This window comes from Paenibacillus donghaensis, assembly GCF_002192415.1.
GTDB classification, from domain to species: Bacteria; Bacillota; Bacilli; order Paenibacillales; family Paenibacillaceae; genus Paenibacillus_AQ; species Paenibacillus_AQ donghaensis.
In genome coordinates this window covers 6,063,561-6,088,639 of record NZ_CP021780.1, presented here as the reverse complement: position 1 = coordinate 6,088,639, position 25,079 = coordinate 6,063,561, and the positions used below count along the sequence as shown (strand labels likewise).

The 25,079-nt window shown below is 53.4% G+C and carries 17 protein-coding genes; 12 read left to right on the top strand and 5 right to left on the bottom strand.

From position 1 onward, the window contains the following. The first annotated feature begins 21 nt into the window (after positions 1-21). The gene (locus tag B9T62_RS27570) at positions 22-1,464 is read left to right on the top strand and encodes a SulP family inorganic anion transporter (RefSeq protein WP_087920450.1); all 1,443 of its coding nucleotides are present in this window, start codon (positions 22-24) and stop codon (positions 1,462-1,464) included. A 116-nt stretch (positions 1,465-1,580) separates the two neighbouring features. Here B9T62_RS27570 and B9T62_RS27565 read toward each other — a convergent pair whose 3' ends face one another. The 4 genes from B9T62_RS27565 to B9T62_RS27550 form a co-directional block, all read right to left on the bottom strand. After that, on the bottom strand, positions 1,581-2,573 hold the full coding sequence (locus B9T62_RS27565) for a ketoacyl-ACP synthase III (RefSeq protein WP_245864085.1): 993 nt from the start codon (positions 2,571-2,573) through the stop codon (positions 1,581-1,583). A 10-nt stretch (positions 2,574-2,583) separates the two neighbouring features. Continuing rightward, positions 2,584-2,925: a hypothetical protein gene (locus B9T62_RS27560; RefSeq protein ID WP_087918202.1), complete on the bottom strand. Its 342-nt coding sequence runs from the start codon at positions 2,923-2,925 to the stop codon at positions 2,584-2,586. A gap of 273 nt (positions 2,926-3,198) precedes the next feature. After that, entirely contained in the window at positions 3,199-4,479 is a 1,281-nt protein-coding gene (locus B9T62_RS27555; protein ID WP_087918201.1) for a glycoside hydrolase family 125 protein, read from the bottom strand. 24 nt (positions 4,480-4,503) lie between these two features. After that, on the bottom strand, positions 4,504-7,263 hold the full coding sequence (locus B9T62_RS27550) for an alpha-mannosidase (protein WP_087918200.1): 2,760 nt from the start codon (positions 7,261-7,263) through the stop codon (positions 4,504-4,506). Positions 7,264-7,619: 356 nt separating this feature from the next. Here B9T62_RS27550 and B9T62_RS27545 point away from each other — a divergent pair, with 356 nt between their 5' ends. From B9T62_RS27545 to B9T62_RS27520, 6 genes are read left to right on the top strand one after another with little or no spacing between them, the layout of a single operon-like run. Continuing rightward, positions 7,620-8,573 carry an ABC transporter permease gene (locus B9T62_RS27545; RefSeq protein ID WP_087918199.1) on the top strand — a complete coding sequence of 318 codons (954 nt, stop codon included), beginning with the start codon at positions 7,620-7,622 and terminating at the stop codon, positions 8,571-8,573. 16 nt (positions 8,574-8,589) lie between these two features. Continuing rightward, on the top strand, positions 8,590-9,501 hold the full coding sequence (locus B9T62_RS27540; RefSeq protein WP_087918198.1) for a carbohydrate ABC transporter permease: 912 nt from the start codon (positions 8,590-8,592) through the stop codon (positions 9,499-9,501). A 36-nt stretch (positions 9,502-9,537) separates the two neighbouring features. Then, a complete protein-coding gene (locus B9T62_RS27535) occupies positions 9,538-11,151 on the top strand; it encodes an extracellular solute-binding protein (RefSeq protein WP_087918197.1) in 1,614 nt (537 codons plus the stop codon). 41 nt (positions 11,152-11,192) lie between these two features. Further along, positions 11,193-13,505 (top strand): glycoside hydrolase family 3 N-terminal domain-containing protein, encoded by a 2,313-nt coding sequence (locus B9T62_RS27530; RefSeq protein ID WP_087918196.1) that lies wholly within the window; start codon positions 11,193-11,195, stop codon positions 13,503-13,505. Beyond that, on the top strand, positions 13,502-16,633 hold the full coding sequence (locus B9T62_RS27525) for an alpha-mannosidase (protein WP_087918195.1): 3,132 nt from the start codon (positions 13,502-13,504) through the stop codon (positions 16,631-16,633). Before B9T62_RS27530 ends, B9T62_RS27525 begins: the two co-directional genes overlap by 4 nt. A gap of 3 nt (positions 16,634-16,636) precedes the next feature. Beyond that, positions 16,637-17,653, top strand: coding sequence for a glycoside hydrolase family 130 protein (locus B9T62_RS27520; RefSeq protein ID WP_087918194.1), 1,017 nt, complete (start codon positions 16,637-16,639; stop codon positions 17,651-17,653). Positions 17,654-17,688: 35 nt separating this feature from the next. On the opposite strand, the gene B9T62_RS27515 is transcribed toward B9T62_RS27520, so the two are convergent. Next, positions 17,689-20,016 (bottom strand): helix-turn-helix domain-containing protein, encoded by a 2,328-nt coding sequence (locus tag B9T62_RS27515; protein ID WP_087918193.1) that lies wholly within the window; start codon positions 20,014-20,016, stop codon positions 17,689-17,691. A gap of 240 nt (positions 20,017-20,256) precedes the next feature. On the opposite strand from B9T62_RS27515, the gene B9T62_RS27510 reads away from it, so the two are divergent. The 5 genes from B9T62_RS27510 to B9T62_RS27490 are packed head-to-tail and all read left to right on the top strand — an operon-like array spanning position 20,257 to position 24,898. Next, a complete protein-coding gene (locus B9T62_RS27510; RefSeq protein WP_245864684.1) occupies positions 20,257-21,321 on the top strand; it encodes an amidohydrolase/deacetylase family metallohydrolase in 1,065 nt (354 codons plus the stop codon). Then, a complete protein-coding gene (locus B9T62_RS27505) occupies positions 21,299-22,411 on the top strand; it encodes a DgaE family pyridoxal phosphate-dependent ammonia lyase (protein WP_087918191.1) in 1,113 nt (370 codons plus the stop codon). Before B9T62_RS27510 ends, B9T62_RS27505 begins: the two co-directional genes overlap by 23 nt. Further along, on the top strand, positions 22,404-23,159 hold the full coding sequence (gene dagF / locus B9T62_RS27500) for a 2-dehydro-3-deoxy-phosphogluconate aldolase (protein ID WP_087918190.1): 756 nt from the start codon (positions 22,404-22,406) through the stop codon (positions 23,157-23,159). The genes B9T62_RS27505 and dagF overlap by 8 nt, the downstream gene beginning before the upstream one ends. Then, positions 23,152-24,165 carry a sugar kinase gene (locus B9T62_RS27495; protein ID WP_087918189.1) on the top strand — a complete coding sequence of 338 codons (1,014 nt, stop codon included), beginning with the start codon at positions 23,152-23,154 and terminating at the stop codon, positions 24,163-24,165. The genes dagF and B9T62_RS27495 overlap by 8 nt, the downstream gene beginning before the upstream one ends. After that, the gene (locus tag B9T62_RS27490) at positions 24,152-24,898 is read left to right on the top strand and encodes a GntR family transcriptional regulator (RefSeq protein WP_425436608.1); all 747 of its coding nucleotides are present in this window, start codon (positions 24,152-24,154) and stop codon (positions 24,896-24,898) included. Before B9T62_RS27495 ends, B9T62_RS27490 begins: the two co-directional genes overlap by 14 nt. The last annotated feature ends 181 nt before the right edge of the window (positions 24,899-25,079 follow it).

Below are 25,079 nucleotides of genomic sequence, written 5' to 3'. Positions count from 1 at the left end.
ACAGACACAGGAGGAAAGAGGATTTTGAAACAGCTTGTCCTAAATAATGGGTGGTTCTCCAACACACGGAGTGATATCCTGTCGGGAATGACCGTTGCCGTTGCGCTGATACCCGAAGCGATCGCTTTCTCGATCCTTGCCGGAGTAAGCCCGATGGTGGGTTTATATGCTTCTTTTTGTATTGCGATTGTAACGGCATTCGCTGGCGGACGGCCGGGTATGATCTCGGCGGCAACCGGAGCGATGGCTCTGCTGGTCGGCAGTCTGGTACTTCAGCACGGTATAGAGTATTTATTCGCGGCAACCGTGCTGACCGGTCTTATCCAGATCCTGATGGGCATGCTGAAGCTTGGCCGGTTTATCACGTTTCTGCCTCAGCCGGTGATGACGGGTTTTGTGAATGCGCTGGCGATTCTGATCTTTATGGCCCAGCTGGTCCATTTCAACGGGCAAGGCTGGGTGATGTACGCCCTGGTGGCATTGACATTGGTCATTATCTACACGTTCCCTCGCCTTACTGCGGCAGTGCCTTCAGCGCTGGTGGCTATTGTTGCCGTTTCCATTCTTGCCATCACACTGCAGCTGGATGTGAGGACAGTGGGCGATATGGGTACGATTACCTCGGCGCTGCCGATGTTTCATCTGCCGATGATTCCGCTCTCGCTGGATACGCTGCTGATTATCCTGCCGTATTCATTGTCGCTGGCTGTTGTAGGTCTGCTGGAATCACTGATGACTGCTACATTGATTGATGATATTACCGGTACTGGCAGCGACAAGAACCGCGAAGCCAAAGGCCAGGGGCTTGCCAATGTGGTCACTGGATTCTTCGGCGGCATGGCCGGCTGTGCGATGATTGGCCAATCGATGGTCAATATGAAATCGGGTGGACGGACCCGCCTGTCGACGTTTGTATCAGGGATTTTCCTGTTGTTTCTGATTCTTGTGCTCGGGGATGTCGTGAAGAAGATTCCGATGGGGGCGCTTGTTGGTGTAATGATTATGGTGTGTATCAGCACCTTTGACTGGGGTTCAGTGAAGTCCTTGACCCGTGTACCGGTAAGCGATGCACTCGTGATGATCGTAACTGTGGTTACAGTAGTGCTTACGGACAACCTGTCTATTGGGGTATTGTTCGGAGTGCTGCTGAGTGCGTTGGCGTTTGCCTGGAAAATAGCTTCGATCCGCCTGAGTGTGCAGACCACCGGCACCTCAGCAATCTACGCCGTATCGGGGCAGCTGTTCTTCGGCACCACCAGCCACTTTATCCAGGAATTCGCTTATGGCAGCGATCCCGATCAGATCGTGGTCGACTTCACGCATTCACATGTGTGGGACCAGTCAGCAGTGCATGCGATAGCCAAGGTCATAGACAAATACGCTCAGCAGGGCAAAAAGGTCTCCGTCACCGGATTGAATGAAGAAAGCTCCCGGCTGGTGCAGCGGGTGGGGTTGTCCTTATAAGTTGTTGCCTAGAAGGTTCAGACACCTAGGGGCTCAACTTTAAAGGCACAAACAAACAGCAGGCCACCGAATGAAGGGGGCCTGCTGTTTGTTGTTTTCAGTAAATAGGACCTACGTTAATACTGGAACAGCATCGTAGGGATCTGCCAGCCTGCGCCTACAGACCAGAAGAACACATAATCGCCGCGTTTGATCCGGCCGTCTTCCACTCCGCGCTGAAAAGCGATAAACGGACTGCTCGTTGCCGTATAGCCAAATTCATCGCCCACATAAATAAACTTCTCGTCATTCAGGCCCAGTCCTTCCTGGATGAGTTGAATGTTCTTCAGCGAGAACTGCGACAGGCAGAAGGCTGAAATGTCATCGGTGGTCAGATGGTTCCGAACAAGCAGCTCTTTCAGATCGGCGATTGCGGCAGCTACACAGACAGTACCGTCAAACGGTGTCCACCGGATACGAATCTGCTCGGGTGTGATGCCTTCTTGATAAATATTGGATAATCCACAAGCTGGAAACATAATATTATAGCAATCATCTGAGTTGGTGTAATACAAGGAATCAATAAGTCCTCCCGGCTCCTTGCTGCGCTCCAGAATGACAGCCGCTGCCGCATCACCGAAGTTCGGGTATGTGATCTCATCCTCAGGGTTGCAGTTGATGGAGCTGTAGTCACTGCCAACCACCAGCGTATAGTGAATGGACGGATTAGCCTGCATGTAACGGCTTGCCTGCTCTACCGCAGCGACCATTCCGGCGCAGTTGGCGTTGGAGTCCTGGGTGATGGTGCGGCGTTTACCCTGGAGCATATGATGCAGCAAAAGTGCGTTGGTAGGATAGGTATACTCCGGCGTCTGCGAAGCGAATACGATCATATCCATATCTTCGCCCGTAAGGCTGGCCTCCTGCAGTACCTTGCGGGCTGCCTCCAGCCCCATGGTCAAGGAGTTCTCCCCATCGGCCTCCGCTATATATCTCCGTTCCCGGCCCATCACCTCTAAGAATCGTTTGATATCCTTGCCCATCTGTTTAAAATGATCGAGGTAATACTCGTTATAAATGATACGTTCCGGATGGTAATAAGCGGCATGTCGAATGGTTATATGTTCCAAGTGGGGCCTCCTATAATTCGATAATTTCGTAGTTTTCCAGCTTGGTAGAGCGCGCCACCCGGCCAAGCTGCATCTTGAGCACAGGATTCTTGGCAATCGTGAAGACTACTTTATGGAAACCGGACTGCTTGTAGAGGATGTAGCATTGCTCCAGCATGGGGAGAACATCTGATGTGGATACATTCAGAGTTGTGCAATCCAGTACAATTTCATACTCAGTTGGATCAAAGGTGCTGACGATTTGGTTGTATTGCTCGATGAATCCCCCTGCATCCTTCTCAGACATTGTGCCTTCTACTTTAACGTTTAATCTCTTTGCAGCATTGTCTGCTGCCAGGTTATAGCTTCCCATTTGCGTATAATCTCCTCCTAAAGTAATGTAAAGAAATGGGTTTTCCTTAAAAACCACTCCATAATAACTATTATCGTAATATAGATAAGGAATATTTAGCATAATTCCCCTATTTATTTTGTTTCTGAGATTCATACCAGTAATGAACTTATATGGTGAGGCTGCCTAGGTCTGCGTATGAAGCGGATATTGGCAAAAAAACGGCTGCGGCTTCCTTGAATAAGGAGGACGCAGCCATTACTTTTTGATCATGCCGGTTACAGGACTGAGGGTCTAGACCAGCCCTTTATCTATGGCCTTGCTGATCAGTGTAGCGAACAGGCTGTTGGACCAGGCGAACCACTCGCGCGAGAAGTCGGCGGGATCGTCCGGATGGAAGCCTTCGTGCATATACCCGGTATCAGCGTCTGTGCGGATAAGCATATCGATCAGTTCTTTGATCTCCTCATCGTTGTCTGCCGTCAGCGCCTGCATGGACAAGGCCATATGCCACACATAACCTCCCGGCGTATGCGGACTGCCGATCCCTTTGGCATGTTGTCCTTCAAAGTAGAACGGATTGTCAAAGCTGAGGGCAAACCGGCGGGTATTCTGATAGATCGGATCATCCGCACCTACATAACCGATATAAGGAATCGAGATCAGTCCCGGCGTCCCGGCATCATCCATCAGTGAATAATTACCGTAGCCGTCAGTTTCATAAGCATAGATTCTGCCGTATTTCGGATGATTCACGATTCCGTACGTCCGGATGCCGAAGTCGATCTCTTTGCGCAGCTTGGCGGACCGGGCGGCCAGTCGCTCATCCTTATAGATCTCACTTGCGATCTCCCCGATATATCCCAGAATGACCACGGCGAACATATTCGAAGGGATATTATAGCCGAACTCACAGCTGTCATCGCTGGGACGGAAGCCGGACCAGCTCATGCCGGTATAATTGACGGGCATGCCGCGCCCGTTGTTCTGCAAGGTCTCCGTATCCTGCAGCGTCTGGCGCACAAAATGGTAGGGTGATTGCTCGCCATGATGCTGTTCGGTACCGACCACGTCCACGATGGAGGTCAGCGCCTGGTAGCAGGCAGGGTCAAAAATGTCGGTCTGCTCCGCTTCCTTCCAATACATATAAGCCAGCTGTACTACGAAGCAGAGGGAGTCGAGCTCATATTTGCGCTCCCACATCCATGGATTCAGATTGCAGTCATCAGTGTCCCGGTAATGCTTGTCGCTTGCTGTTTCGTTAAAAGCATTGGTGTACGGGTCAATGTTCACGTAGAACATCTGCCGGGCAATCAGGCCGCGGAGAATCCGCTGGAGTTCCGGGTCTTTTTTGGCAAAAGGAATGTAGTGGCGCACCTGCTCGGTGGAATCGCGCAGCCACATGGCCGGGATATCGCCGGTGAACACAAAGGTGGTTCCGTCATCAAGCAGCTTGGTTGTAGTCTCCAGCGTATTAGGGAAACAGTTTCGGAACAGCTGCTGCAGTTTGGGGTGATGGGCGAGCTGTTCGTCGGCTTCGTTCAGGTACTCAGTAATGGAAGCTGGCAAGTTCATGGGTCGAATTCCTCCTGGTCATCCTCAATTTTGGTGTTGAACCGGACTTAGCGCATAGGTGACAATTTGGGCTTGGCCCACATTTCGGCGAAGTGTTCCTTCTTCAAGCTCCTCGGTGTGCTTCCGCCGCTCCAGAATATCACTCGCGTATATGTTATCCACAGGGAAATTAGCCTTAAGCGTAACATCCTGCTCCTGGTGCGCCAGATTGTACCAGCGTAAGATTACATCCTCATGCGCCGCGGACATTTTGAACGCCGATAGTGCCAGCGTGCGGCCGTGCCATTGCAGCGGCTGATAGGTGGCTGGCAATGAACCTTGCTGCCATCCGGTCTGAACGGCGAACCAGGGGACCTGATACTGATAGGCCCAGGCAAATGCCTCCGACTCGATGGCCTCTCCCGCATGAGGAGTAAGAGCAAACTCCACAGTGTGCTGACCCAGGCACTGGGCCTCCGGTGTAGGGAATACCCCCCAGTCACCCAGCTCTGATACGGAGCGCAGCAGCGTAACGGCGATGGTGTTCTTCCCGTCGCGCAGCACCTCATATTCATTGAGACCTTTGTTGGCAATCGTGAGACCGGCGCTGCCGTCGGATACGCTGACAAATGCCTGCTGATGCTGGGCATTGCTCGGATTGATCCAATCCGGAGCGGGGTGAGTATCACGCTCGGCCGCTTCAAATACGGAATCGGCCAGATGGGTAGCAGCTGTAAGTCCGGTAGGGAAGAGAACACGCAGCCGGTGATCTTTGGCCTGATTATGATAGGTGGCAGACATCTGTATGCCTGTTCCGCCAGCCTCCAGGCTGACCCGGGTTACGATACGCAGCGGCACTTGATCAACAGAGCGTGATGCCTTGCGCTGTCTGAAAGGAACCATCCTGCGCTTCTCTTCCTCGAACGAAGCATCGGCGGAAGCCGGAATCTGCCAGTCATGCACGATCTCGTAAGTGATGCGGAAGGGCTCATGCTCAACAAGTGAGATGCGGGCCGGAAGACCCCGGGTAGTCAGCGGAATATCGTGATCCGGCTGACGGAACACATATTCATTGCCGAGATCGCCGCAGTCTTCGTAGATGCCCTGCGCTGCAAAGATCCGGCCGGTCCGTTTGTCTGTCACATCATAGGAGCCGTCTTCCCGGAATTGAACGGCCAGGAAGTCATTGGCCATGCCCCGCTCCATCAGCGTCAGCGGGCTGGCGGCAGCCTCAGCAGGCGTATCGGGTGACACGGTCCAGGCGAAGGTCTTAAACCCAAGCGGCGGCACCTGTCCGGCTTCAAAGGTCAGCCGGATTTTGCGTGCCATGTACGGCTTGCGGAACTGGTCTTTCGGCAGCTCATATCCGAAATGAGTGCCCAAATCCTCCGCACGGGCAGCAAGGCTCTGCCCGTGCTCGTCCATCAGCCGGCCTCCCTCCAGATGAAGCTCCAGCTGGTCCAGCGCTTCGGCAATGGCCGCCGGATTCGGTCCCTCTTTGAAATAACGCTTGGCAGCGATCACCTCTACGCTTACCGTGCCGCTGCGTTCCCAGCCGGTTGTGTTGAAGATGACTACAGGGATAGCGGATGCATCCCATGCACCCACCGCAGAGGTACCTACCTCTCCGGCAATGGCCGTCAGGCTCTCTTCAATGATAGCATCAGCGACATGCCGGCTCTTCTCGAAGCGTCCCACCATTTCGCGGTGGACCTCGTCCACACTGCAGCCGCAGATGCTGTCATGCGGATGATTCTGCATCAGGGTCTTCCAGGCGTAGGTTAATAATGGGTGGGGATAGGCCCGGCCGCTGACCAGGTGCGCCAGTGTGGCTAGAGGTTCGGCTCCCTTCTCCAGCAGCGTCTGCCCTTGCTGGTTCAGCTGCTTAAGATAGACACGGGCAGATGCGGTATTGACCAGCGTTCCCCAGCCGTCGGTATGCTGGCTGCGGAGCTCACCGTTTACGGTCACGAGATCGGCAGGCAGCGAAGGCTTAAGCGCATTCAAATACTGCTCGAAGCTGGAGTGTACGAAGTCCACATCCGGGTACAGCACCTTGGCGGTGTCCAACGCGTCTCCCAGATTCTTTTGCACAGGCTGATGGTCGCACCCATTCATGAACAGCAGCTCTGGCGTAGATGCGTATTTCCCGGCATCGGCCAGCTTCTTATCCCAGAACACCTGAGCTTCCTCCGGCCCGGCAGGCACCTCGTTGCCGTTGCTGTACCAATTGGCGAACAGCAGCCCGAGCACGCTTGAGCCGTCGGGAGAAGTCCAGAACATTTCGGAGTAAGGCGATTCATAGCTGGAACTGTTCAGCTCGCCGACCATATTGTCAAATCCCGTCGGCTTCACACCGCGACCGAATACCGCAGTCTCAATATCGGCCTGTCTGAGCAGTTGGGGGGCTTGACCCATGTTGCCAAATGAATCGGGGAAGTACCCCAGCTTGGAGATGACTCCATACTTCGCCGCATCCTGGTGACCAGTCAGCAGATTGCGGACGTTGGCTTCCGAACTGGTCAGAAACTCATCCTGCAGTACATACCAGGGACCGATGATAATCCGTCCTTCGCGGATGAATTGTTCCAGCGTTTCTCTTTTCCCGGGATAGATCTGAAGATAGTCTTCAATAATTATGGTCTGTCCATCCAGGTGGAAATAACGGTAACGTTCATCCTGCTCCAGGGTCTCCAGGAGTTCGTTCATCAACTCGGTCAGCAGTACATGATGACGTTCGTAAGGCATGTACCATTCCCGGTCCCAATGCGTATGGGAGATCAGGTGAGCGGTTGTACGGGTCATAACAAAACCTCCTAATCGTCAGTCAATCATTTAGTCAGGCATTCGTAGCAAATGTTTGCATACCTGTCCGGTGATCACAATATGTAACTTTTGCAGCCTGCGGGGCGGTTCATAATCCACACATTTCAGGCAGAGCCGCATCCGGCGGCCGTTTTTGTTCATGACAGCTCTAAGGACTGATGCAGCGCGGTTTGGGCGGATCTTAAGATGACAATGCAGAATCTACATATTTACGGTGTCAAGTTCGTTTGTCTACACTTTGTCATGTAAGCGTTAGCAGAAGTTGCATGCGACCATGTGAAGCGGCTATACGGCTTAATGTTACCACTAACCGTAATATAGAGAGGAGGGGAAGAATGAAGGGGAAAAGACAACTTACAGCGGTATCCGGAAATCATTTGAAGAACAAGTCCCTTGGCAAAAGAATCTGGCAGAACTGGGAACTATATTTATTTATGGCTCCGGCATTACTGTATTTCCTTGTGTTTCATTACGGCCCGATGTACGGCATCCAGATTGCTTTTAAGAATTTTATTCCTTCCAAAGGAATCACGGGCAGTCCGTGGGTCGGTTTTGAACATTTTGAACGTTTTTTTAATTCCTATTATTTCTGGGATCTGCTGTGGAATACATTCAGCATCAGCTTCTATGAACTCGCGATCGGGTTTCCGCTGCCGATTATTCTGGCGCTTGCCTTCAATGAAGTACGGAACGGTCCGTTCAAAAAAACGGTCCAGACGGTTACCTATGCACCGCATTTTATCTCAGTAGTCGTCATGGCAGGGATGATCATAACCTTCCTGTCGCCCTCGACCGGAATGATTGTGCGGTTCATCGAATTGCTGGGAATGGAGCCTGCGGCTTTTCTGACAGATCCCGCCTGGTTTAAAACGGTGTATGTACTGTCAGGGGTATGGCAAAGCACAGGCTGGGGAACGATCATTTACTTGGCTGCCTTATCGGGGGTTGACCCGCAGCTGCATGAAGCTGCGATTGTTGACGGTGCCAGCCGCTTTAAGCGAATGCTGCACATCAACCTGCCGACGATTGTACCCACCATTACCATTATGCTGATTCTGAACATGGGCAACATTCTGGGTCTCGGCTTCGAGAAAATTCTACTGCTGCAGAACTCACTTAATATGGAAGCTTCTGATGTAATCTCCACCTATGTATACCGGGCTGGTCTAGTGAATGCTCAATACAGTTTCTCCACAGCTGTAGGACTGTTCAACTCGGTTGTGAATGTCATTCTGCTGGTTACTGTGAATAAGATTGCCAAACGCACGAGTGAGAATAGCCTTTGGTAGAAAGGAGTTATAATTTATGGTAACTACCCTGAAAGAGTCCCGGGGCGACAAATGGTTCCTTGTAAGTACCTATATCTACCTGTGTCTGGCGCTGATTGTGGTCGTATATCCGCTCATTTATATTCTCAGCGCATCCATCAGCAGCCCACAGGATGTCAATTCGGGAGCGATGTGGCTGTTCCCCAAGAATCTGACCTTAGACGGCTATAAGCTTGTATTCGAGAATCCAAAAATATGGAACGGTTATATGAATACCATCATCTACACGGCGCTAGGTACTCTTCTGAATCTGGCGGTCACCTTGCCTGCATCCTACGCGCTCAGCAGATCGGATTTTGTCGGACGGCAGTTGTTCATGGGCTTCATTCTGTTCACGATGTTCTTCAGCGGCGGCCTGGTGCCGAGCTATCTCCTGATCAAGAACCTGGGTCTTATCAACAGTATGGGAGCTTTGATTCTGCCCGTTGCCGCATCGGTATGGAATATCGTCGTCGCCCGCACCTTTTTTCAGTCCACGATTCCGAAGGAATTGCAGGAAGCGGCCCACATCGACGGCTGTACGAATCTGAGGCTGTTTATCCGCATTATTTTACCGCTGTCCGCGCCGATTGTAGCCGTGATGGCCCTGTTCTACGGAGTAGGACATTGGAACAGTTATTTCCCGTCGTTGATCTATTTGAATGACGAATCCAAGTATCCGCTGCAGATGGTTCTCCGTCAGATTCTCGTCCTTCAGGAGATGTCGGCGGAAACCACAGGTGCTGCGATCAACGGTGAGGTGGCTATGGCCATGAATTCCAAGGCGGAGACAGCATCGCTGATCAAATATGGAGTGATTGTAGTCTCCACACTTCCCATCATCGCTGTATATCCGTTTCTGCAACGTTACTTTGTGCAAGGCGTTATGATTGGATCAGTAAAGGGATAACCAAATTCGCTTAACGATCGAAAGGGAGGATTCATCATGCAGACAAAAAGTAAAACGTGGAAAATGATGCTGGCCGGAGTTATGGGCCTGACCTTGCTGGCAGGCTGCGGCAATTCCAATAATGCAGATACAAGCGGAGAGGGAACCGGGGGAGTTACGGTGAGCAAGGAAGGTTTTCCGATTGTGGACAAGCCGGTTACCTTGAAGATGATGGCACCTGATGTGGGTATTCAGAACTGGGAGAACATGGCCGTGCTTCAGCAGATGCAGGAGAAGACCGGCATTACGCTTGAATATCAGAACGCGCCTAAAGACAGCTTCGAGACGAAGAAGAATCTGGTGTTCGCCAGTGGGGACTACCCGGATATTTTTTATGCCGCAGGTCTGACGACTGCGGAGCAGATGAATTACGGGGAACAGGGCATTCTGATTCCGCTGGAAGATCTCATTGACGAATATGCACCGAATTTCAAAGCGCTGCTGGAGGAGAACCCGGATGTCCGCAAATCTATCACTGCTCCGGACGGGCATATCTATTCTTTGCCGGTTGTCGAATTCAGCCAGCACTGGTACCGCAACCCGCTCTGGTATAACGGTGACTTCCTGAAGGCGCTGAATATTGAGAAGCTTCCCGAAACGACTGAGGAGCTATACACCTATCTGAAGCGGGTCAAAGAGGAAGATCCGAACGGCAATGGGCTGGCGGATGAACTTCCGATCTCTTCGGTCACGGTGACCTCCGCCAATCTGCGGGATATCCGGACCTGGCTGCTGGGTGCCTTTGGCGTTTATGAGGAAGAGATTTATGTGGATGATGCAGATAAAGTACACTACACGCCGCTTGAGGAAGGTTACAAGGAATATCTGGTCTATATGAACCGGCTGTGGGCGGAGGAGCTGCTGGACCATGAGAGCTTCTCGCAGACGGCGGAACAGAAGAAGGCCAAAGCGCAGAACAACCGGGTTGCCCTATTCTCTGATTGGCATGCTTATATGACCAAGGGCGGAGAGCCTTCCACCAATGATCCGATGTTCACACCTGTAAAAAGCGATTCGGTGGATGCACCGGCCATAGCTAAGAACCGGGGAATTACAACAGGAGCCTTTGCCATCACGGAGAGCAATCCGCAGCCGGAAGCCTCCATGCGTTGGGTGGACTATTTATACTCTTACGAGGGTGCCCTGTTCTTCAATAAAGGACCGGAAGGCACGCTCTGGGAATATACCGATAAGGAAGGAAGAGTCAAGCAGTACCTGCCTGTACCTGACGGCAAAGAAATGGAAGACTACCGGGCTACATTGACCCCTAACTACGGTATTCCGGCTCCTACACTGTCCATGGATGACATTAACAAAGGGCTGAAGACGGATTTCGACCTGTGGGTGGAGCAAGAGACAAAGATGAAGCTGCTCGATAAAGGAGCGCGTATTCCGTTCCCTGCCTTGTTCCTGACTGTGGAAGAACAGACTGAAATCAGCAGTCTCAACTCGGATCTGAGCACCTATGTGAAGCAGATGGAAGCCAAGTTCATCACTGGCGCCGAGCCGTTCGGCAATTGGGATAAATACTTGGATACGGTGAAGAAAATGGGCGGTGAACGGGTAGCTGAAATTAATCAGGCCGCTTATGACCGCTGGAAATCCAACTAATCGAGAATAGAACTCTTTCATGCAGAAAGGTGCGGCCCTAAATGAAATATAAGGATAAGACATTTCCTGTAGCAGACCGGGTTCAGGACCTGCTGCAGCGTATGACCCTTACAGAGAAGATTGGACAGATGGTCCAGCCCTTCGGATGGCAGTGTTACGAGAAGCAGCCGGATGGGACAACTCTTATGACGGAGTCGTTCAAACGCCAGGTTGCCCGCGGCGGTGTGGGTTCCTTGTACGGAACCCTCCGGGCCGATCCGTGGACAGGTGTTACCCTGGAGAGCGGGCTCTCGCCCAGAGAAGGAGCGGAGGCGGTCAACGAAATTCAGGCATACGCCATGAAGGAGAGCCGCCTGGGCATTCCGATCCTGTTCGGAGAAGAATGCTCGCATGGGCATATGGCGATTGGAGCGACCGTATTTCCGGTGCCGCTGGCCCTGGGCAGTATGTGGAATCCTGATTTATATCGTGAGATGTGCCGTGCCGTAGCTGTGGAGACCCGCAGTCAGGGCGGAGCGGCGACCTACTCGCCGGTGCTGGATGTGGTGCGTGACCCCCGGTGGGGGCGGACGGAGGAGACTTTTGGCGAAGATCCGTTTCTTATAGCGGCTATGGGTGTGGAGGCTGTCAAAGGCTTGCAAGGAGAGCGTCTGGATGCCGAGGATGCCGTTCTGGCTACCCTGAAGCATTTCGCGGCCTATGGCAGTTCGGAAGGAGGACGGAATTCTGCGCCGGTACACATGGGTCTGCGCGAGCTGCATGAGGTTGACCTGCTTCCGTTCCGCAAGGCTGTAGAGGCCGGAGCCCGCTCTTTAATGACCGCCTATAACGAAATTGATGGTGTTCCTTGTACCACCAGCCATTATTTGCTGCAGAATGTGCTTAGGGAGCAGTGGGGCTTCGACGGATTTGTCATCACGGACTGCGGTGCGCTCGGGATGCTGACGAATGGCCATAACACTGCTGACAGCGGGGAAGCGGCAGTGGCGCAGGCGCTGCTGGCCGGAATCGATATGGAAATGTCGGGCGAGATGCTGGAGCAGCATCTCGGGGCGGCTATCGCCGCCGGACGGCTGCACGAGTCTGATCTGGACCGCGGCGTGTCCCGCATTCTGGAAATGAAGTTTACACTGGGCCTGTTCGACCGTCCCTTTGCTGACCCGGACCGGGCTGAACAGCTGATCGGATCAGCGGAGCACCGCAAGCTCGCCCGCCGCATAGCCGGCGAGAGTATCATCATGCTCAAGAATGAGGCGGCGACGCTGCCTCTATCTCCAAACATCGGGCGCGTAGCGGTGATAGGACCGAATGCAGATAATCCTTACAATCAGTTAGGCGACTACACTTCACCACAGCCTAAGGGAGCGATTGTGACCGTTCTGGAGGGGATCCGCAGCGCTCTTGGCGGGGACCCGGACCGTGTGCTTTATGCGCCGGGCTGCCGGATTAAAGGCGATTCGCGGGAAGGATTCGCGTATGCGCTGGAATGTGCAGCGCAGGCAGATGTTGTTGTTCTGGCTATAGGCGGTTCCAGTGCCAGAGACTTCGGGGAAGGTACGATTGATCTGCTTACCGGAGCGTCCGTGGTGACCGAACATGCCTGGAGCGATATGGAATGTGGCGAGGGAATCGACCGTTCTACACTTCATCTCATGGGTGTGCAGCTGGAACTGGTGCAGGAGCTTCATAAGCTGGGCAAGCCGCTGGTGATCGTCTATATCAACGGCCGTCCGATTGCCGAGCCATGGATTGTGCAGCATGCCGATGCCATCCTGGAAGCGTGGTATCCGGGGCAGGAAGGAGGCCATGCGATTGCCGATATTCTGTTCGGCGAGGTGAATCCTTCCGGCCGGCTGACCATCAGCATACCCAAACATGTGGGGCAGCTCCCGGTGTACTACTACAAACGCAGAACGAGAGGCAAGCGGTATTTGGAGACGGATTTCCATGCGGAATATCCGTTTGGCTTCGGCCTGGGCTTCAGTGAATTTAAGTACAGCCATCTGCAGGTAGAGCCGGCGATCATCGGTGCGGATGGAGAAGCGCTTGTATCTGTGCAGGTCAGCAACTTGGGAGCCAGAGCCGGGGCTGAGGTGGTTCAGCTCTACATTTCAGATCTGGCCTCTACGATTACACGTCCGGAGAAGTCGCTCAAGGGCTTCCGCAAAATCACCCTGCAGCCCGGTGAGACGCAGACCGTTACTTTCAGCGTAGGCCGCGAGCAGCTTGAATTCGTCTCTGCTGATCTGTCGCGGGTAGTGGAGGATGGAGATTTCACGGTGATGGTAGGACCTCATTCCGGGGAATATCTATCGGCACCGCTGCGTGTCGAATCGGGGGTGGATGAAGCGTGAAGCGGATGGAACGCTTTATAGACTGGCTGGCGAAGAGGCAGTGGACCGAGGTCATAGAGCTTCGGCAATGGCAGCTACGTAAATCCCGTTATATCACACCCGGTGTGTACGAATATGAGACGGAAGGCTGGGAGAACCGGGAGGTTGACCGGCTGGATGGAGGACATGGAACAACCTATTTTCTGCATCAGGAAATTATAGTTCCGCAGGAATGGCAGGCAGAGGAAGCGGCGCTGCTCTACCATGGCAGAGGCGAAGGCCTGCTGCGGATAGATGGGCGCAGCTATCATGGGCTGGACCGGAATCACTGGTTCATCCCGCTCCCTGCCGGTTCGGCGGGCAAGTCGCTTACGCTCGACATTGAACTGTATGACCCGGTCCCAGAGCCTGAAGATCCTCTGAACCGCCAGGCGAACATTCAGGCCCCGGTCCAGGGGATATCGCTCTCGCTGGCAGGTGTGAACCAGCCGGTATACAGCCTGCTGCACACGGTGAAGATTGCTCACGAAGCAGCAGTGCTGCTGCCTGTGGATGACATGCGCCGCCTGCGCATGGAGCTGGCACTTGCGCAGACCATGGACCTGCTGTATATGGAGCCGGCAAGACTTGCCGCGGAAGGCGCGGTCCGTCAGGCTGAGAGAGGCTTGCAGCAGGCTGTGTCTGCTGAGAAGCCCCCCGGACAGCAGAACGGGACTATGCATATGGTTGGGCAATCGCATATTGATATCGCCTGGTTATGGCCGGTAAGAGAGACTGTACGGAAGGTGAGCCGTACCTTCTCTACTGTGTGTACCTTGATGGATAAGTACCCGGATTTCCGATATTCCCAGAGTCAGCCACAGCTCTATGCTTTTGCTAAGGAGTATGACCCGCAGCTGTATGCAAGAATTCAGGCCAGAGTCGCCGAAGGGCGTTGGGAGCTGGTCGGCGGCATGTGGGTCGAGCCGGATCTGAATCTTCCCGGCGGGGAGTCGCTGGTGCGGCAGATGCTGTATGGACAAGGATTCTATGAGCAGGAGTTCGGCAAGCGCTCCAGGATCGAATGGCTGCCCGATACCTTTGGCTATTGTGCGTCACTTCCTCAACTGCTTAAACAGGCCGGAATCGATTATTTCATGACCACCAAGCTGGGCTGGAATGATACCAACGTATTCCCGCATACGCTGTTCCAATGGGTAGGCATTGATGGTACGTCCATCGTGGCTTATCAGAATCACGGGGTAAATGAGCATACCCATCCCCGGGATGTTCAGGAGCACTGGCAATCCTATGAGCAGAAGGGGCAGCATGATGAGTTGATGCTGCTCTACGGCCATGGCGACGGTGGTGGCGGAGTCACACACGAAATGGTGGAGTATATTGGGCGAACCGGGCTTGCGGCGGGCCAGCCAACAAGCCGCTTCTCGGCCGCAGCGGATTTTTTTGCCGGCATTGATGAACAACAGCCCCAGCTCCCCAAGTGGCACGGTGATCTGTATCTGGAACTGCACCGGGGAACCTTCACCACACATGCCCGCAATAAGCGCAGCAACCGTAAAGCTGAGGTCCTGTACCGCCAAGCTGAGATCTGGAGCCGTCTGGCGGGCGGGGAGGGGGCTGCGGGACAAGCGGATTCCATCCTCCGGGAGGGGTGGAAGCTGCTGCTGCTCAATCAGTTCCATGATATTATCCCGGGGACTTCCATTCCGGAAGTGTATGAAACCTCCACAGAAGAATATGGGCACATCTTCCGTCTGGGCCAGCAGGTGCTGGATTCATCGCTGAGTGCATTGGCGGCGCAGGTTCATACGGACGGGGAGGGCACTCCTTACGTAGTGTTCAACAGTCTGGGCTGGGAGCGCTCAGGGATGATCTACCTGGAGGGAGACCACAGTCTGACATCCGCAAAGGCCTTTGATGAAGCGGGGCTGCTGGACAGTGAGGTGTGGCCCGCAGATGAGCTCGGAGAGCGGTATACGCTGGCCGTCCGGGTCTCCGGCATTCCTGCGTTTGGCTGCCGTACCTTCTGGCTGCGGGATGCAGCCGGGAACCTTGTACAGCAGGACGAGATTAGGGATTCTGCACCATTCCCGGACAGCTGGGAGACGGATTTCTATATTCTGGAGTTTAATGAGCAGGGGGAGATCAGCCGCTGGTTGGACAAGAGTGCTGACCGTGAGCTGATTCCAGCTGGACAGAACGCTAATCAACTGCAATTTTTTCATGATACACCGCCCTTATGGGACGCTTGGGATCTGGACTCGCGTTATGAACAGCAGCCGGCCGGAGCCGCGATACTGCTGGACAAGCAGGTTATTACCCGGGGGTCTGTTCTGATCAGCCTGAAATTCCGCTGGCAGCTGAATGCGTCCGTGATCGAACAAGAGATCGTGCTGCCAAGGCACGGCCGGCGGGTGGACTTCCGGACACGGGTGCTTTGGAACGAAGAGCATAAGCTGCTTAAAGTTGCTTTTCCGGTGGATGTGGTTACAACCAAAGCCACTTATGAGATTCCCTTCGGAGCGCTGGAGCGGCCGACGCACAGGAATACAAGCTGGGAGCAGGCGCAGTACGAAGTATGTGGGCATCGCTGGGCAGACCTCTCCGAGAATGATTACGGAGTCAGTCTCTTGAATGACTGCAAATACGGCTACGATATCCATGACGGGGTGATACGTCTGTCCCTGCTGCGGGCGCCTTCCTGGCCGGATAAGAATGCAGACCGTGGCGAACATTTCTTTACGTATTCCCTGTATCCGCATTCCGGGGATTGGGGCAAGGGGCAAGTGGTGAAGGAAGCTGCGGATCTGAATGAGCCGTTACTGGCCGTTCAGCAGCATCCGCATCCGGGTATTCACCCGGACACGCATGCATGGCTGGGATTCCGCAGCGAACATGTGCTGCTCGATACGATCAAAAGCGCAGAGGACGGCAGCGGGACCATTATCAGATTATACGAATCCGCAGGCAGAAGAGGCACAGCGACCATAGATTGGCTGGCGGAGGAGATCCGAGCCAGTTCGGCGGATTTACTGGAGGGTGAGACCGGAACGCTGGAGGCTCAGGATGGAATCCTTAAGCTGTCCTTCCGGCCATATGAGGTCAAAACGATTAAAATACATGATAAACATCAGGCTCAGGAGGCATAGTCCATGAAAATTACCAGGCATCCGAACAACCCCATCGTAGTCCCGGGAGGTTATGAATGGCGTAAAGTGACCGTATTCAATCCCGCAGTTATTATTGAGGATGGCAAATTCTATATGATTGAGCGCACAGCGGGCTCACTGACACCCTGCAAGAACTTTCTTGGCCTGCTGGTGAGCGAGGATGGCGTGAACTTCACCCATGTCAAGGAGGAACCGCTGGTGACACCAGATATGCTAGGGTTTCCCTATGGCAGTGTGCAGGACCCGAGGATTGTCAAAATTGAAGGAACCTTCTATTTGAATTACGCGCTGCGGCCGTGTGCGATGAGTTATTATCCGACCGGAGCCGGTATTCCTGAGCGTTCGATTCCAGAGTACCCGGATGGCTGGGGGGAAGAAGCGGGACATTGGCTGACACGGTCCTCTATTCTGAAATCGGATAATCTGCTGGACTGGGAGTTTGTAGCCGATACCACGCCCCTGGACATCAATGACCGCGACAATATCCTGTTCCCCGAGAAAATCAACGGCAAATTCGTGCTGCTGCGCCGCCCCGAGGAATACGTGGGCGAAGCCTATGGAACAGAGAAGGCCGCGATGTGGATTACGTATTCCGAAGATCTCATCCATTGGGAACAGCCTAAGCTGCTCGCCAAAGCAGAGAATCCCACATGGGAGTCCCGGAAGATTGGCGGCTCTGCACCTCCTGTGCGTACGGACAAGGGCTGGCTGGTGCTCTATCACGGTGTCGATGAAGATATCGTCTACCGTGTAGGGGCCATGCTGCTGGACTTGGATAACCCGGAGAAGATCATTGCACGGACGCATCATTTCATTATGGAACCGGAGACCTACTACGAGAAATTCGGATATCAGATTCCCAATGTGGTCTTCCCGACCGGCAATGTGGTCAAAGACGGACTGTTGTACATCTACTACGGAGTGACAGATACGGCGATTGCGCTGGCGACTGTTCCGCTGGACGAGCTGGTCGATTATATTCTGAACGAGCCGCAATAAGAAACGGGCCGGCTGACTGCTGGCCCGTTTACATTTTATTTTCCCGTGGAGCCGCCTGACGCATACTGCTTGCGGTATTGTCCGGGTGTCAAGCCGGTTTCCTTCTTGAATTTGCGGATGAAATTGGGTGCATCCAGGTAACCCACCTGTTCAATAATTTCCTTGAGTGGCGCGCTTGTATTCTCAAGCAGCCGGATGACTGCATCCATGCGGCGCTGCCAGATATATTGTGAGAAATTGCAGCCGGTTTTCTCTTTGAAGCTACGGCTCAGATATGAGGTCGAAATGGAATATTTGAGGGCAACATGCTCCAGGCTGAGCGTGTAATCGGCGAACTGCTGGTCGACATAAATTACGATGTCTTCCATCAGTGAAGACTCCTTGCTCTCTGTGTTCCGTTCGACCTGCTGGCATATCCGTACACTCAGGGACAGCAGTCTGTTCTCTAATTCTTCAAGCGTCTCGAACGAGGTCAAGGCAGGCAGATCGGCGAACACTTCGTTCATTCCGAGCTCGGAGGCGGTCCGCAGGAACGTGTTCAGCAGATCAAAGCAGATGCAGCGCAGCAGATGTACCTGCAACGGCTCATCCTTAATCGTATCAATGGTGTCGGCAATCATCTCGGTGGCTACCGATTCATTGCCCTGCTTAAGGCTCTGCTCCAGCTTGAGTATGGATTTGCGGGAAATCCAGAAGCTCCCCGTTGCCGGTGAATTCAGCTCTGCCAATTGTTCGAAATAAGTGACGTGGCCGCTGCGTCGGATCACCCGGTGCTCCAGGGCGGCAGCCGCTTCGACGAAGGACTGGTTGAGCTTGGCCAGATCCTGGTAGGCGGTTCCGACACCGATGTGGGGAGCGAGCCGGGAATTCTCTTGAATAACCGCTTGCACCGCGTCGATGACCTGCTCCATCCGCTGTTGAACCGGCCCGTTCCCGCTGGCAGGGAAGGACACAATTAAGGCGAACTGCTCTTGGGCGGAGAACTCCACTCCAAAAATCTGGGCCGTAAGGCTTGGCAAGTTCACATTGCTGAGCATTTCCTGCAGCAGGTGGCGCTCATCCCAGGAGCTTTCGCCTTGAACGGCATCATCCCAGGACAGAATGACGGAGAAATACAGGCCGTTTCCTTCGGACAGCTCAAATCCCGCACTGCGTATCATCTGCTCAATCTCGGGGTCATCCGGCTTGCCGTGCTTCAGCAGAAGCAGCATGCACTGGTTGCGGACGAACGGCTCCTGCATATCGATTCTGGCGCTGTATTCCTGGATGGTCTGCCGGATCCAATCCCACTCGTTGCGGGTCTTGAGGGCGTCATTGCTGTTCCCTCTAAGCTTAGCCAATTCCATCAGGTCCCGGATCGGGTGATACTGCCGTTTGGCAAGCAGCAGAGCGGCTACGATGCCGGTGATCACTGTGATGCAGAAGACAAGCAGGATCAGGGTCTGGACATGGGCGACACGGCTGAAGAACTGGAAGCTTGGCATGGTGGTTACATAGGTCCAGCCATTCTGCTCGGACTGGACAGAGACGACCGAATGCCGTTCACCGTCCAGCACCAGATTATGAATACCCGGCTCCAATGAAGACAACGTGCTAAGTTCGTCCTGAGGCAGGCGGATGCCGTGGCTGTTCGCGGTAAGAACCTCACCAGAGGAGTTGAAGATGTAGCTGCTCCCTGAGAAGTCACTGAGGATGGAGTCCATCACACCGGTAAGCTTCGATTCCTTCATTAAATAAACAACGGTTCCGTAAGGGAAGGGGTCATTGGGTTTAATCGGGACAAGCAAGACCAGCATAGGGTCCCGGCGGGAGTTAACGGTTACATTCTCAGCAGGGCGCATCATGGGCTGCTTCGTTTCATTGAGATCCTGCAGCAGTTCTTCAGGAGACCAATGCTCGAACTGGTATAAGGTGTCGAAGGTTACGCTAAGGTCGGCGAGGCCACGGTAGGAATAGATGCTGGAGTCATCGTGGAAATACAGAAACAGATCCTCTACGATGCTGCTGCTGGCTTTGTAGTTGGCGAGAGCCTGAATAGCTTCGAGTCCGTAATAAGGGTGCCGTACCATGTAAGGGGTGAGGTGCCTGTCATAAGCAATTCTGCCGGATATCTCCTGTAGTTCAACCATCCGTGCATCAATGGTGCTCTTCACCTGATTCAATTGGTTGACATTGGATTGCTCGATCTCCACGCGCAGCCCCTTAACGGCATTCTCATATACAAAAATAGTTACGCCGCTCAGTGGAATCAGGAACATAAGGATATAAGAAAATGCATATTTCAGAAGTAGCTTGGATTTGAAATGATTCCAGTTGAGCTGGAATCTGGATCGCAAGGATGCCTTGTGTGCCGGTTTTGCCATATAGAGTATTCCCTCCAGTGATGTTGGATGGTAAGTCACAGTTCTCTTTGGGATCACACAGATGCAAGATCATTATTTTAGGGGTAGATTTATAGTTTAAAACATTATAACATTATAATCATTGAGATGTTGTGAGATATTAATAGAACATGAACTTGGTAGCTTCTAATTACCAATTTCAGTATAGAGAAGGAGATGGGAAGAGTGGGCACAGCGACTGTGCTGCGCAATTTGCAGCTTATGAACGGGCAGACCGTCGATATTGCCGTTCAGGAAGGTATCATCACTGATATTGCGCCAGCAGGACACGCTGAAGGGGTGACGGAGCTGGATGGCTCCGGATGGTATGTATCCAGTGGGTGGATTGATCTGCATGTTCATGCCGTGCCGGAACTTCATCCCTATGGGGATGAGATTGATGAAATCGGTGTGAAGCATGGCGTAACTACCCTTGTCGATGCGGGAAGCTGCGGTTCGGAGCGAATCGGGGCTTTTTACGCTGAGACTGCCAGAGCTGTTACGAAGGTGTTTGCCTTTTTGAATATTTCGCAGATTGGACTTCAGCGGACGGATGAATTGTCGCAGTTGGAATGGATCAATCGGGACAAGGTTGTGCAGGCGGCAGCCGATTATCCCGAATTCATCGTTGGACTTAAAGCACGCATCAGTCAAAGCGTGGTGAAGGAGAATGGAATTCTGCCGCTTAAGCAGGCGCGGGCATTGTCCGAAGAGACGAAGTTGCCGCTGATGGTGCACATCGGCTCGGCTCCGCCGGCCATTGGCGAAGTGCTGGAGCTGCTGGCGGCCGGAGATATCATCACTCATTATCTCAACGGCAAGTCCAATAACTTATTTCATGAAGACGGCCAGCCGCTGCAGGGACTCCGGAATGCTGTACAGCAGGGGGTTCATCTGGATGTGGGGCATGGGACGGCCAGCTTCTCCTTTAGAACAGCGGAGCAGGCAAAGGCTGCCGGCATTGGCCTGGATACCATCAGCACGGATATTTACCGGGGCAACCGGCTGAATGGTCCGGTGTACAGCATGTCGAATGTGCTCTCGAAATTTCTCTACCTTGGCTACAGTCTGGAAGAGGTTATCCATGCGGTTACCCGCAGCGCGGCAGCTTGGCTGAAGAAGCCGGAACTGGGCGAGATCAGGGTAGGACAGCAGGCTAATCTGACGCTGTTCACAGTGGCCGAAGGCAGGCAAGAACTGACGGATTCTGAGGGCGATGTCCGCGTGGCGGATCGTTATATTGAGGCGAAAGGGGTTTTTGTGAGTGGATCACTCATTACATGCTAGGTATGGGCTGAAACGCGTCATTAATGCCAGTGGAAGGATGAGCATTCTAGGGGTCTCCGCTCCAACGGATACGGTTATGCAAGCCATGAAGCTGGGCGGACAGAACTACGTGGAGATCTCCGATCTTATGGATAAGGCTGGTGATTACATGGCCCGCATGTTGGGCTCGCAGGGAGCGGTCGTCGTAAATTCGGCATCCAGTGGGATCGTGTTGTCCGTGGCGGCCGTGGTGACCGGCGGAGATCCAAGGCTCAGCCTGCGGCTGCATCAGGAGCCGATGGATAAGAACGAGATTATTATGCTGAAGGGCCACAATGTGCAGTATGGAGCTCCGGTGGAAACCATGATATACCTTGGCGGGGGACGGGTCGTTGAAGCCGGATACGCCAATGAAGGCCGCAAAGAGCATATTGAAGCGGCGATTTCGGAGCGCACGGCGGCTATTCTCTATGTGAAGTCGCATCATTGTGTCCAGAAGAACATGATTTCCGTAGAGGAAGCGTGGGAGGTTGCCGTCCGGCGCGGAGTTCCGCTGATTGTCGATGCGGCTGCGGAGGAGGACATCCGCAAATATGTACAATATTCGGATCTGGCCATCTACAGCGGCTCCAAAGCCATTGAAGGACCCACTTCAGGCATTGTCGCCGGCAAAAAGCAATATATCGAGTGGCTGAAGGTACAATTGCATGGGATCGGCCGCAGCATGAAGGTTGGCAAAGAGACCACCTTCGGGCTGCTCCAGGCTCTGGATGAATATTGGGAGAAAGCGGACAACAGCGCTCAAGAGAGGAAAACGCTGGAGGCACTCCAGGCACTGGCGGAACTTAGCGGGATATCGGTCAGCATTGTGCAGGATGAAGCAGGCCGGGCGATTTTTCGTGGACGCATCCACATAGAGGCAACGGCAGCCGGAATAGATGCCAAGACAGTCAATGATCAGCTTCGCGAGGGTGAGATCGCAGTATACACACGGGATTACGGCGTGAAGCAGGGGTATTTCGATATTGACCCAAGGTCGCTCCAAGGAGACGATTTGGAAGTTATCATCAGCAGAATACAGGAGATTGCGGGGGGAAGAAGCCATGTCTGATCCATACAACTTTTTCTATAAGAATACAGCGGCTCTGAATGTACTGGCGGGCAGCATTGAGAATGCCAAGGAGATCTACGCGGCTGCGGAAGGTTATGTTCTGGTGGGTGTACTCTCCAAAAATTATCCCACAGCCGGAGAAGCGGCAGAGGCGATGAAGGCGTACGGCCTCACGATCAATGATGCGGTATCGATCGGACTCGGGGCAGGGGACAACCGTCAGGCTGCGGTCGTGGCAGAGATTGTGAGGAGCTATCCTGGCAGCCATGTTAACCAAGTCTTCCCGGCAGTCGGGGCAACGCGGGCCAATCTGGGTGTTAAGGACAGCTGGATTAATAGTCTTGTCTCCCCTAGCGGCCGGGTCGGCTATGTGAATATATCGACAGGGCCTATCAGTTCAGGAGCTCAGGCGCAGGCGGTAGTTCCTGTTCAGGCAGCGATTGCGCTGGTACGGGACATGGGCGGCAATGCGCTCAAATATTATCCTATGCAAGGCCTGGAGCTGGAGGCGGAATACCGGGCGGTTGCCAAGGCTTGCGGGGAAGAAGGCTTCGCTCTTGAGCCTACAGGCGGCATTGATCTGGACAACTTCGGACCTATTCTGGAGATTGCCCTTCAGGCGGGCGTTCCCCGTGTGATTCCGCATGTGTATTCCTCCATCATTGATGCCAAGACCGGGAATACGAAGGTACAGGATGTAAAGGTATTGCTGGGCATGATGAAATCACTGGTAGATCAATATGTCTAACATCGCTGCTTTTGGCGAAGTGATGATGCGGCTTCAGGTTCCAGGCTATGAAACATTAGCCCAGGGCAGCAAGCTGAACTACTCCTTCTCCGGAAGTGGAGTGAACGTTACGGCGGCGTTATCCAGATACGGTCATTCCGGATACATGGTGACTACCCTGCCGGACACTCCGGTCGGGGATGCGGCTATGAGCTATCTGCGCAAGCTGGGGATTGACATCTCGCTGGTCAGCCGTGGCGGCAAGCACCTGGGCATGTATTTTCTGGAGAATGGCTTCGGGGTTCGTCCCGGACGGGTCACCTACACGGACCGGCTGGGCAGCAGCTTCAACACCTCGGCTGAGACAAGCTATGATCTTGCAGCCATCGCTTCCAGCGTGGATGTCCTCCATTTATGCGGCATCACGCTCGCGATGAATGAAGAAGTGCGCAGCCAGATGAAACGGCTGGCGGCAGCGGTGAAGAATGCGGGCGGTAAGGTCGTATTTGACTGCAATTACCGTCCTGCGCTGTGGGGAGCGCCGGGTTATGCCGGTGCTCGTCCGCATTATGAAGAGATGCTGAATCTGGCGGATACGGTCATGATGAACGAGAAGGATGCAGAGTTTATTCTTGGCATCGGAAGCGGAGAATATGGTAGAATAACACAGTTGAAGCATGCGGTTCCAGAAGTGGCCCGGCGCTTCGGCATCCAGACCGCGGCCGGAACCCACCGGGAGATTAATGCCGACAATACGCACTCTTTAACCGGATATATCTATCAAGCGGATACGTTTGCGTTTTCCCGTAAGCTGACCTTTTCGGTGCATGACCGGATTGGAGCAGGGGATGCATTTGCCAGTGGAATCATCCATGGGGAACTGCAGGGATATCCGTTGCAGCAGACCGTCGATCTGGCAGCGGCGGCGGGGATGCTGGCTCATACCGTTGTAGGGGATACAGCGCTTTTTACAGAGACTGAGGTGCGCCGGGCGCTGTCAGATCATATCGGAGATGTTGAAAGGTAGTGAGATGGGCGTGTCCCTCAAACGCAAGCAAGGTCCTTTATATCAGCAGATTAAAAAGATCCTCAAAGACAGGATTCTGCATGGGGTGTACCCGCTGGGCAGTATTATTCCGTCTGAACCGCAGCTTGAGAAGGAATTTGAAGTCAGTAAAATGACTGTCCGCGGGGCGGTGCAGGAGCTGGCGCAGGAAGGATATGTGCAGAAGAAAAGCGGGATTGGAACGATTGTAACCCGCAATACTTCTTTTCTGAAACTGTCCAAGGGCAAAAGATTCACGGAGCTTCTGGTGGAGGAAGGGCATAAGCTGGAAAAAAGACTGCTCTCCTCCGAACTGTTAGCCTATGAAGCAGGAACGGAAGAATACAGCCGCTTCGGGCCGTATTGCCAGCGGATTGAACGGCTGTATATTCTGAATGGACAGCCCTATATCCATCTGGTCCACTTCCTGACGGCGGCTGCCCTGCCTTTTGGAGGCGCTGCGGCAATGGATTCGGATATCCAGTCGCTCTATGATGCGCTGGAGGAGAAGGACATTCATTTGGAGAACTTTAAGGACCGGTTCTTCGTAGAACCCGCCCCGCCGGAAGTCTGTCTGCTTCTGGAGCTTCCGCAGGGAAGTTATGTCCTCAAGCGTCTGCGGAATTCTTACGATGGGGATGGCAGGCTGATTGAACACAGCATTGGCTGCTATAACACGGAACTTCATCACTACCTGGTCAGTTACGACACCTGAAACCGGATTTATCCGAATACATTCAAGATCGACATCGTTTATATCGGCTCCAGCCAAGTTGCGGCGGGGGCTTTTTATAATACCCAGCGGAATGATGAGAATTATCTTTTCAAATGACATGGTTTGTGAGAGAATAGGTACAATTCTAAGTTGTCAAAAATTGCTACAACGAATATAAGGG

What these genes read in the sequence shown, in the direction of transcription:
- B9T62_RS27560 (WP_087918202.1), bottom strand. Translation starts at nt 2,925, where the DNA reads ATGGGAAGCTATAACCTGGCAGCAGACAATGCTGCAAAGAGATTAAAC.
- B9T62_RS27555 (WP_087918201.1), bottom strand. Translation starts at nt 4,479, where the DNA reads ATGAACTTGCCAGCTTCCATTACTGAGTACCTGAACGAAGCCGACGAA.
- B9T62_RS27550 (WP_087918200.1), bottom strand. Translation starts at nt 7,263, where the DNA reads ATGACCCGTACAACCGCTCACCTGATCTCCCATACGCATTGGGACCGG.
- B9T62_RS27545 (WP_087918199.1), top strand. Translation starts at nt 7,620, where the DNA reads ATGAAGGGGAAAAGACAACTTACAGCGGTATCCGGAAATCATTTGAAG.
- B9T62_RS27540 (WP_087918198.1), top strand. Translation starts at nt 8,590, where the DNA reads ATGGTAACTACCCTGAAAGAGTCCCGGGGCGACAAATGGTTCCTTGTA.
- B9T62_RS27535 (WP_087918197.1), top strand. Translation starts at nt 9,538, where the DNA reads ATGCAGACAAAAAGTAAAACGTGGAAAATGATGCTGGCCGGAGTTATG.
- B9T62_RS27530 (WP_087918196.1), top strand. Translation starts at nt 11,193, where the DNA reads ATGAAATATAAGGATAAGACATTTCCTGTAGCAGACCGGGTTCAGGAC.
- B9T62_RS27520 (WP_087918194.1), top strand. Translation starts at nt 16,637, where the DNA reads ATGAAAATTACCAGGCATCCGAACAACCCCATCGTAGTCCCGGGAGGT.
- B9T62_RS27515 (WP_087918193.1), bottom strand. Translation starts at nt 20,016, where the DNA reads ATGGCAAAACCGGCACACAAGGCATCCTTGCGATCCAGATTCCAGCTC.
- B9T62_RS27510 (WP_245864684.1), top strand. Translation starts at nt 20,257, where the DNA reads ATGAACGGGCAGACCGTCGATATTGCCGTTCAGGAAGGTATCATCACT.
- dagF (WP_087918190.1), top strand. Translation starts at nt 22,404, where the DNA reads ATGTCTGATCCATACAACTTTTTCTATAAGAATACAGCGGCTCTGAAT.
- B9T62_RS27495 (WP_087918189.1), top strand. Translation starts at nt 23,152, where the DNA reads ATGTCTAACATCGCTGCTTTTGGCGAAGTGATGATGCGGCTTCAGGTT.
- B9T62_RS27490 (WP_425436608.1), top strand. Translation starts at nt 24,152, where the DNA reads ATGTTGAAAGGTAGTGAGATGGGCGTGTCCCTCAAACGCAAGCAAGGT.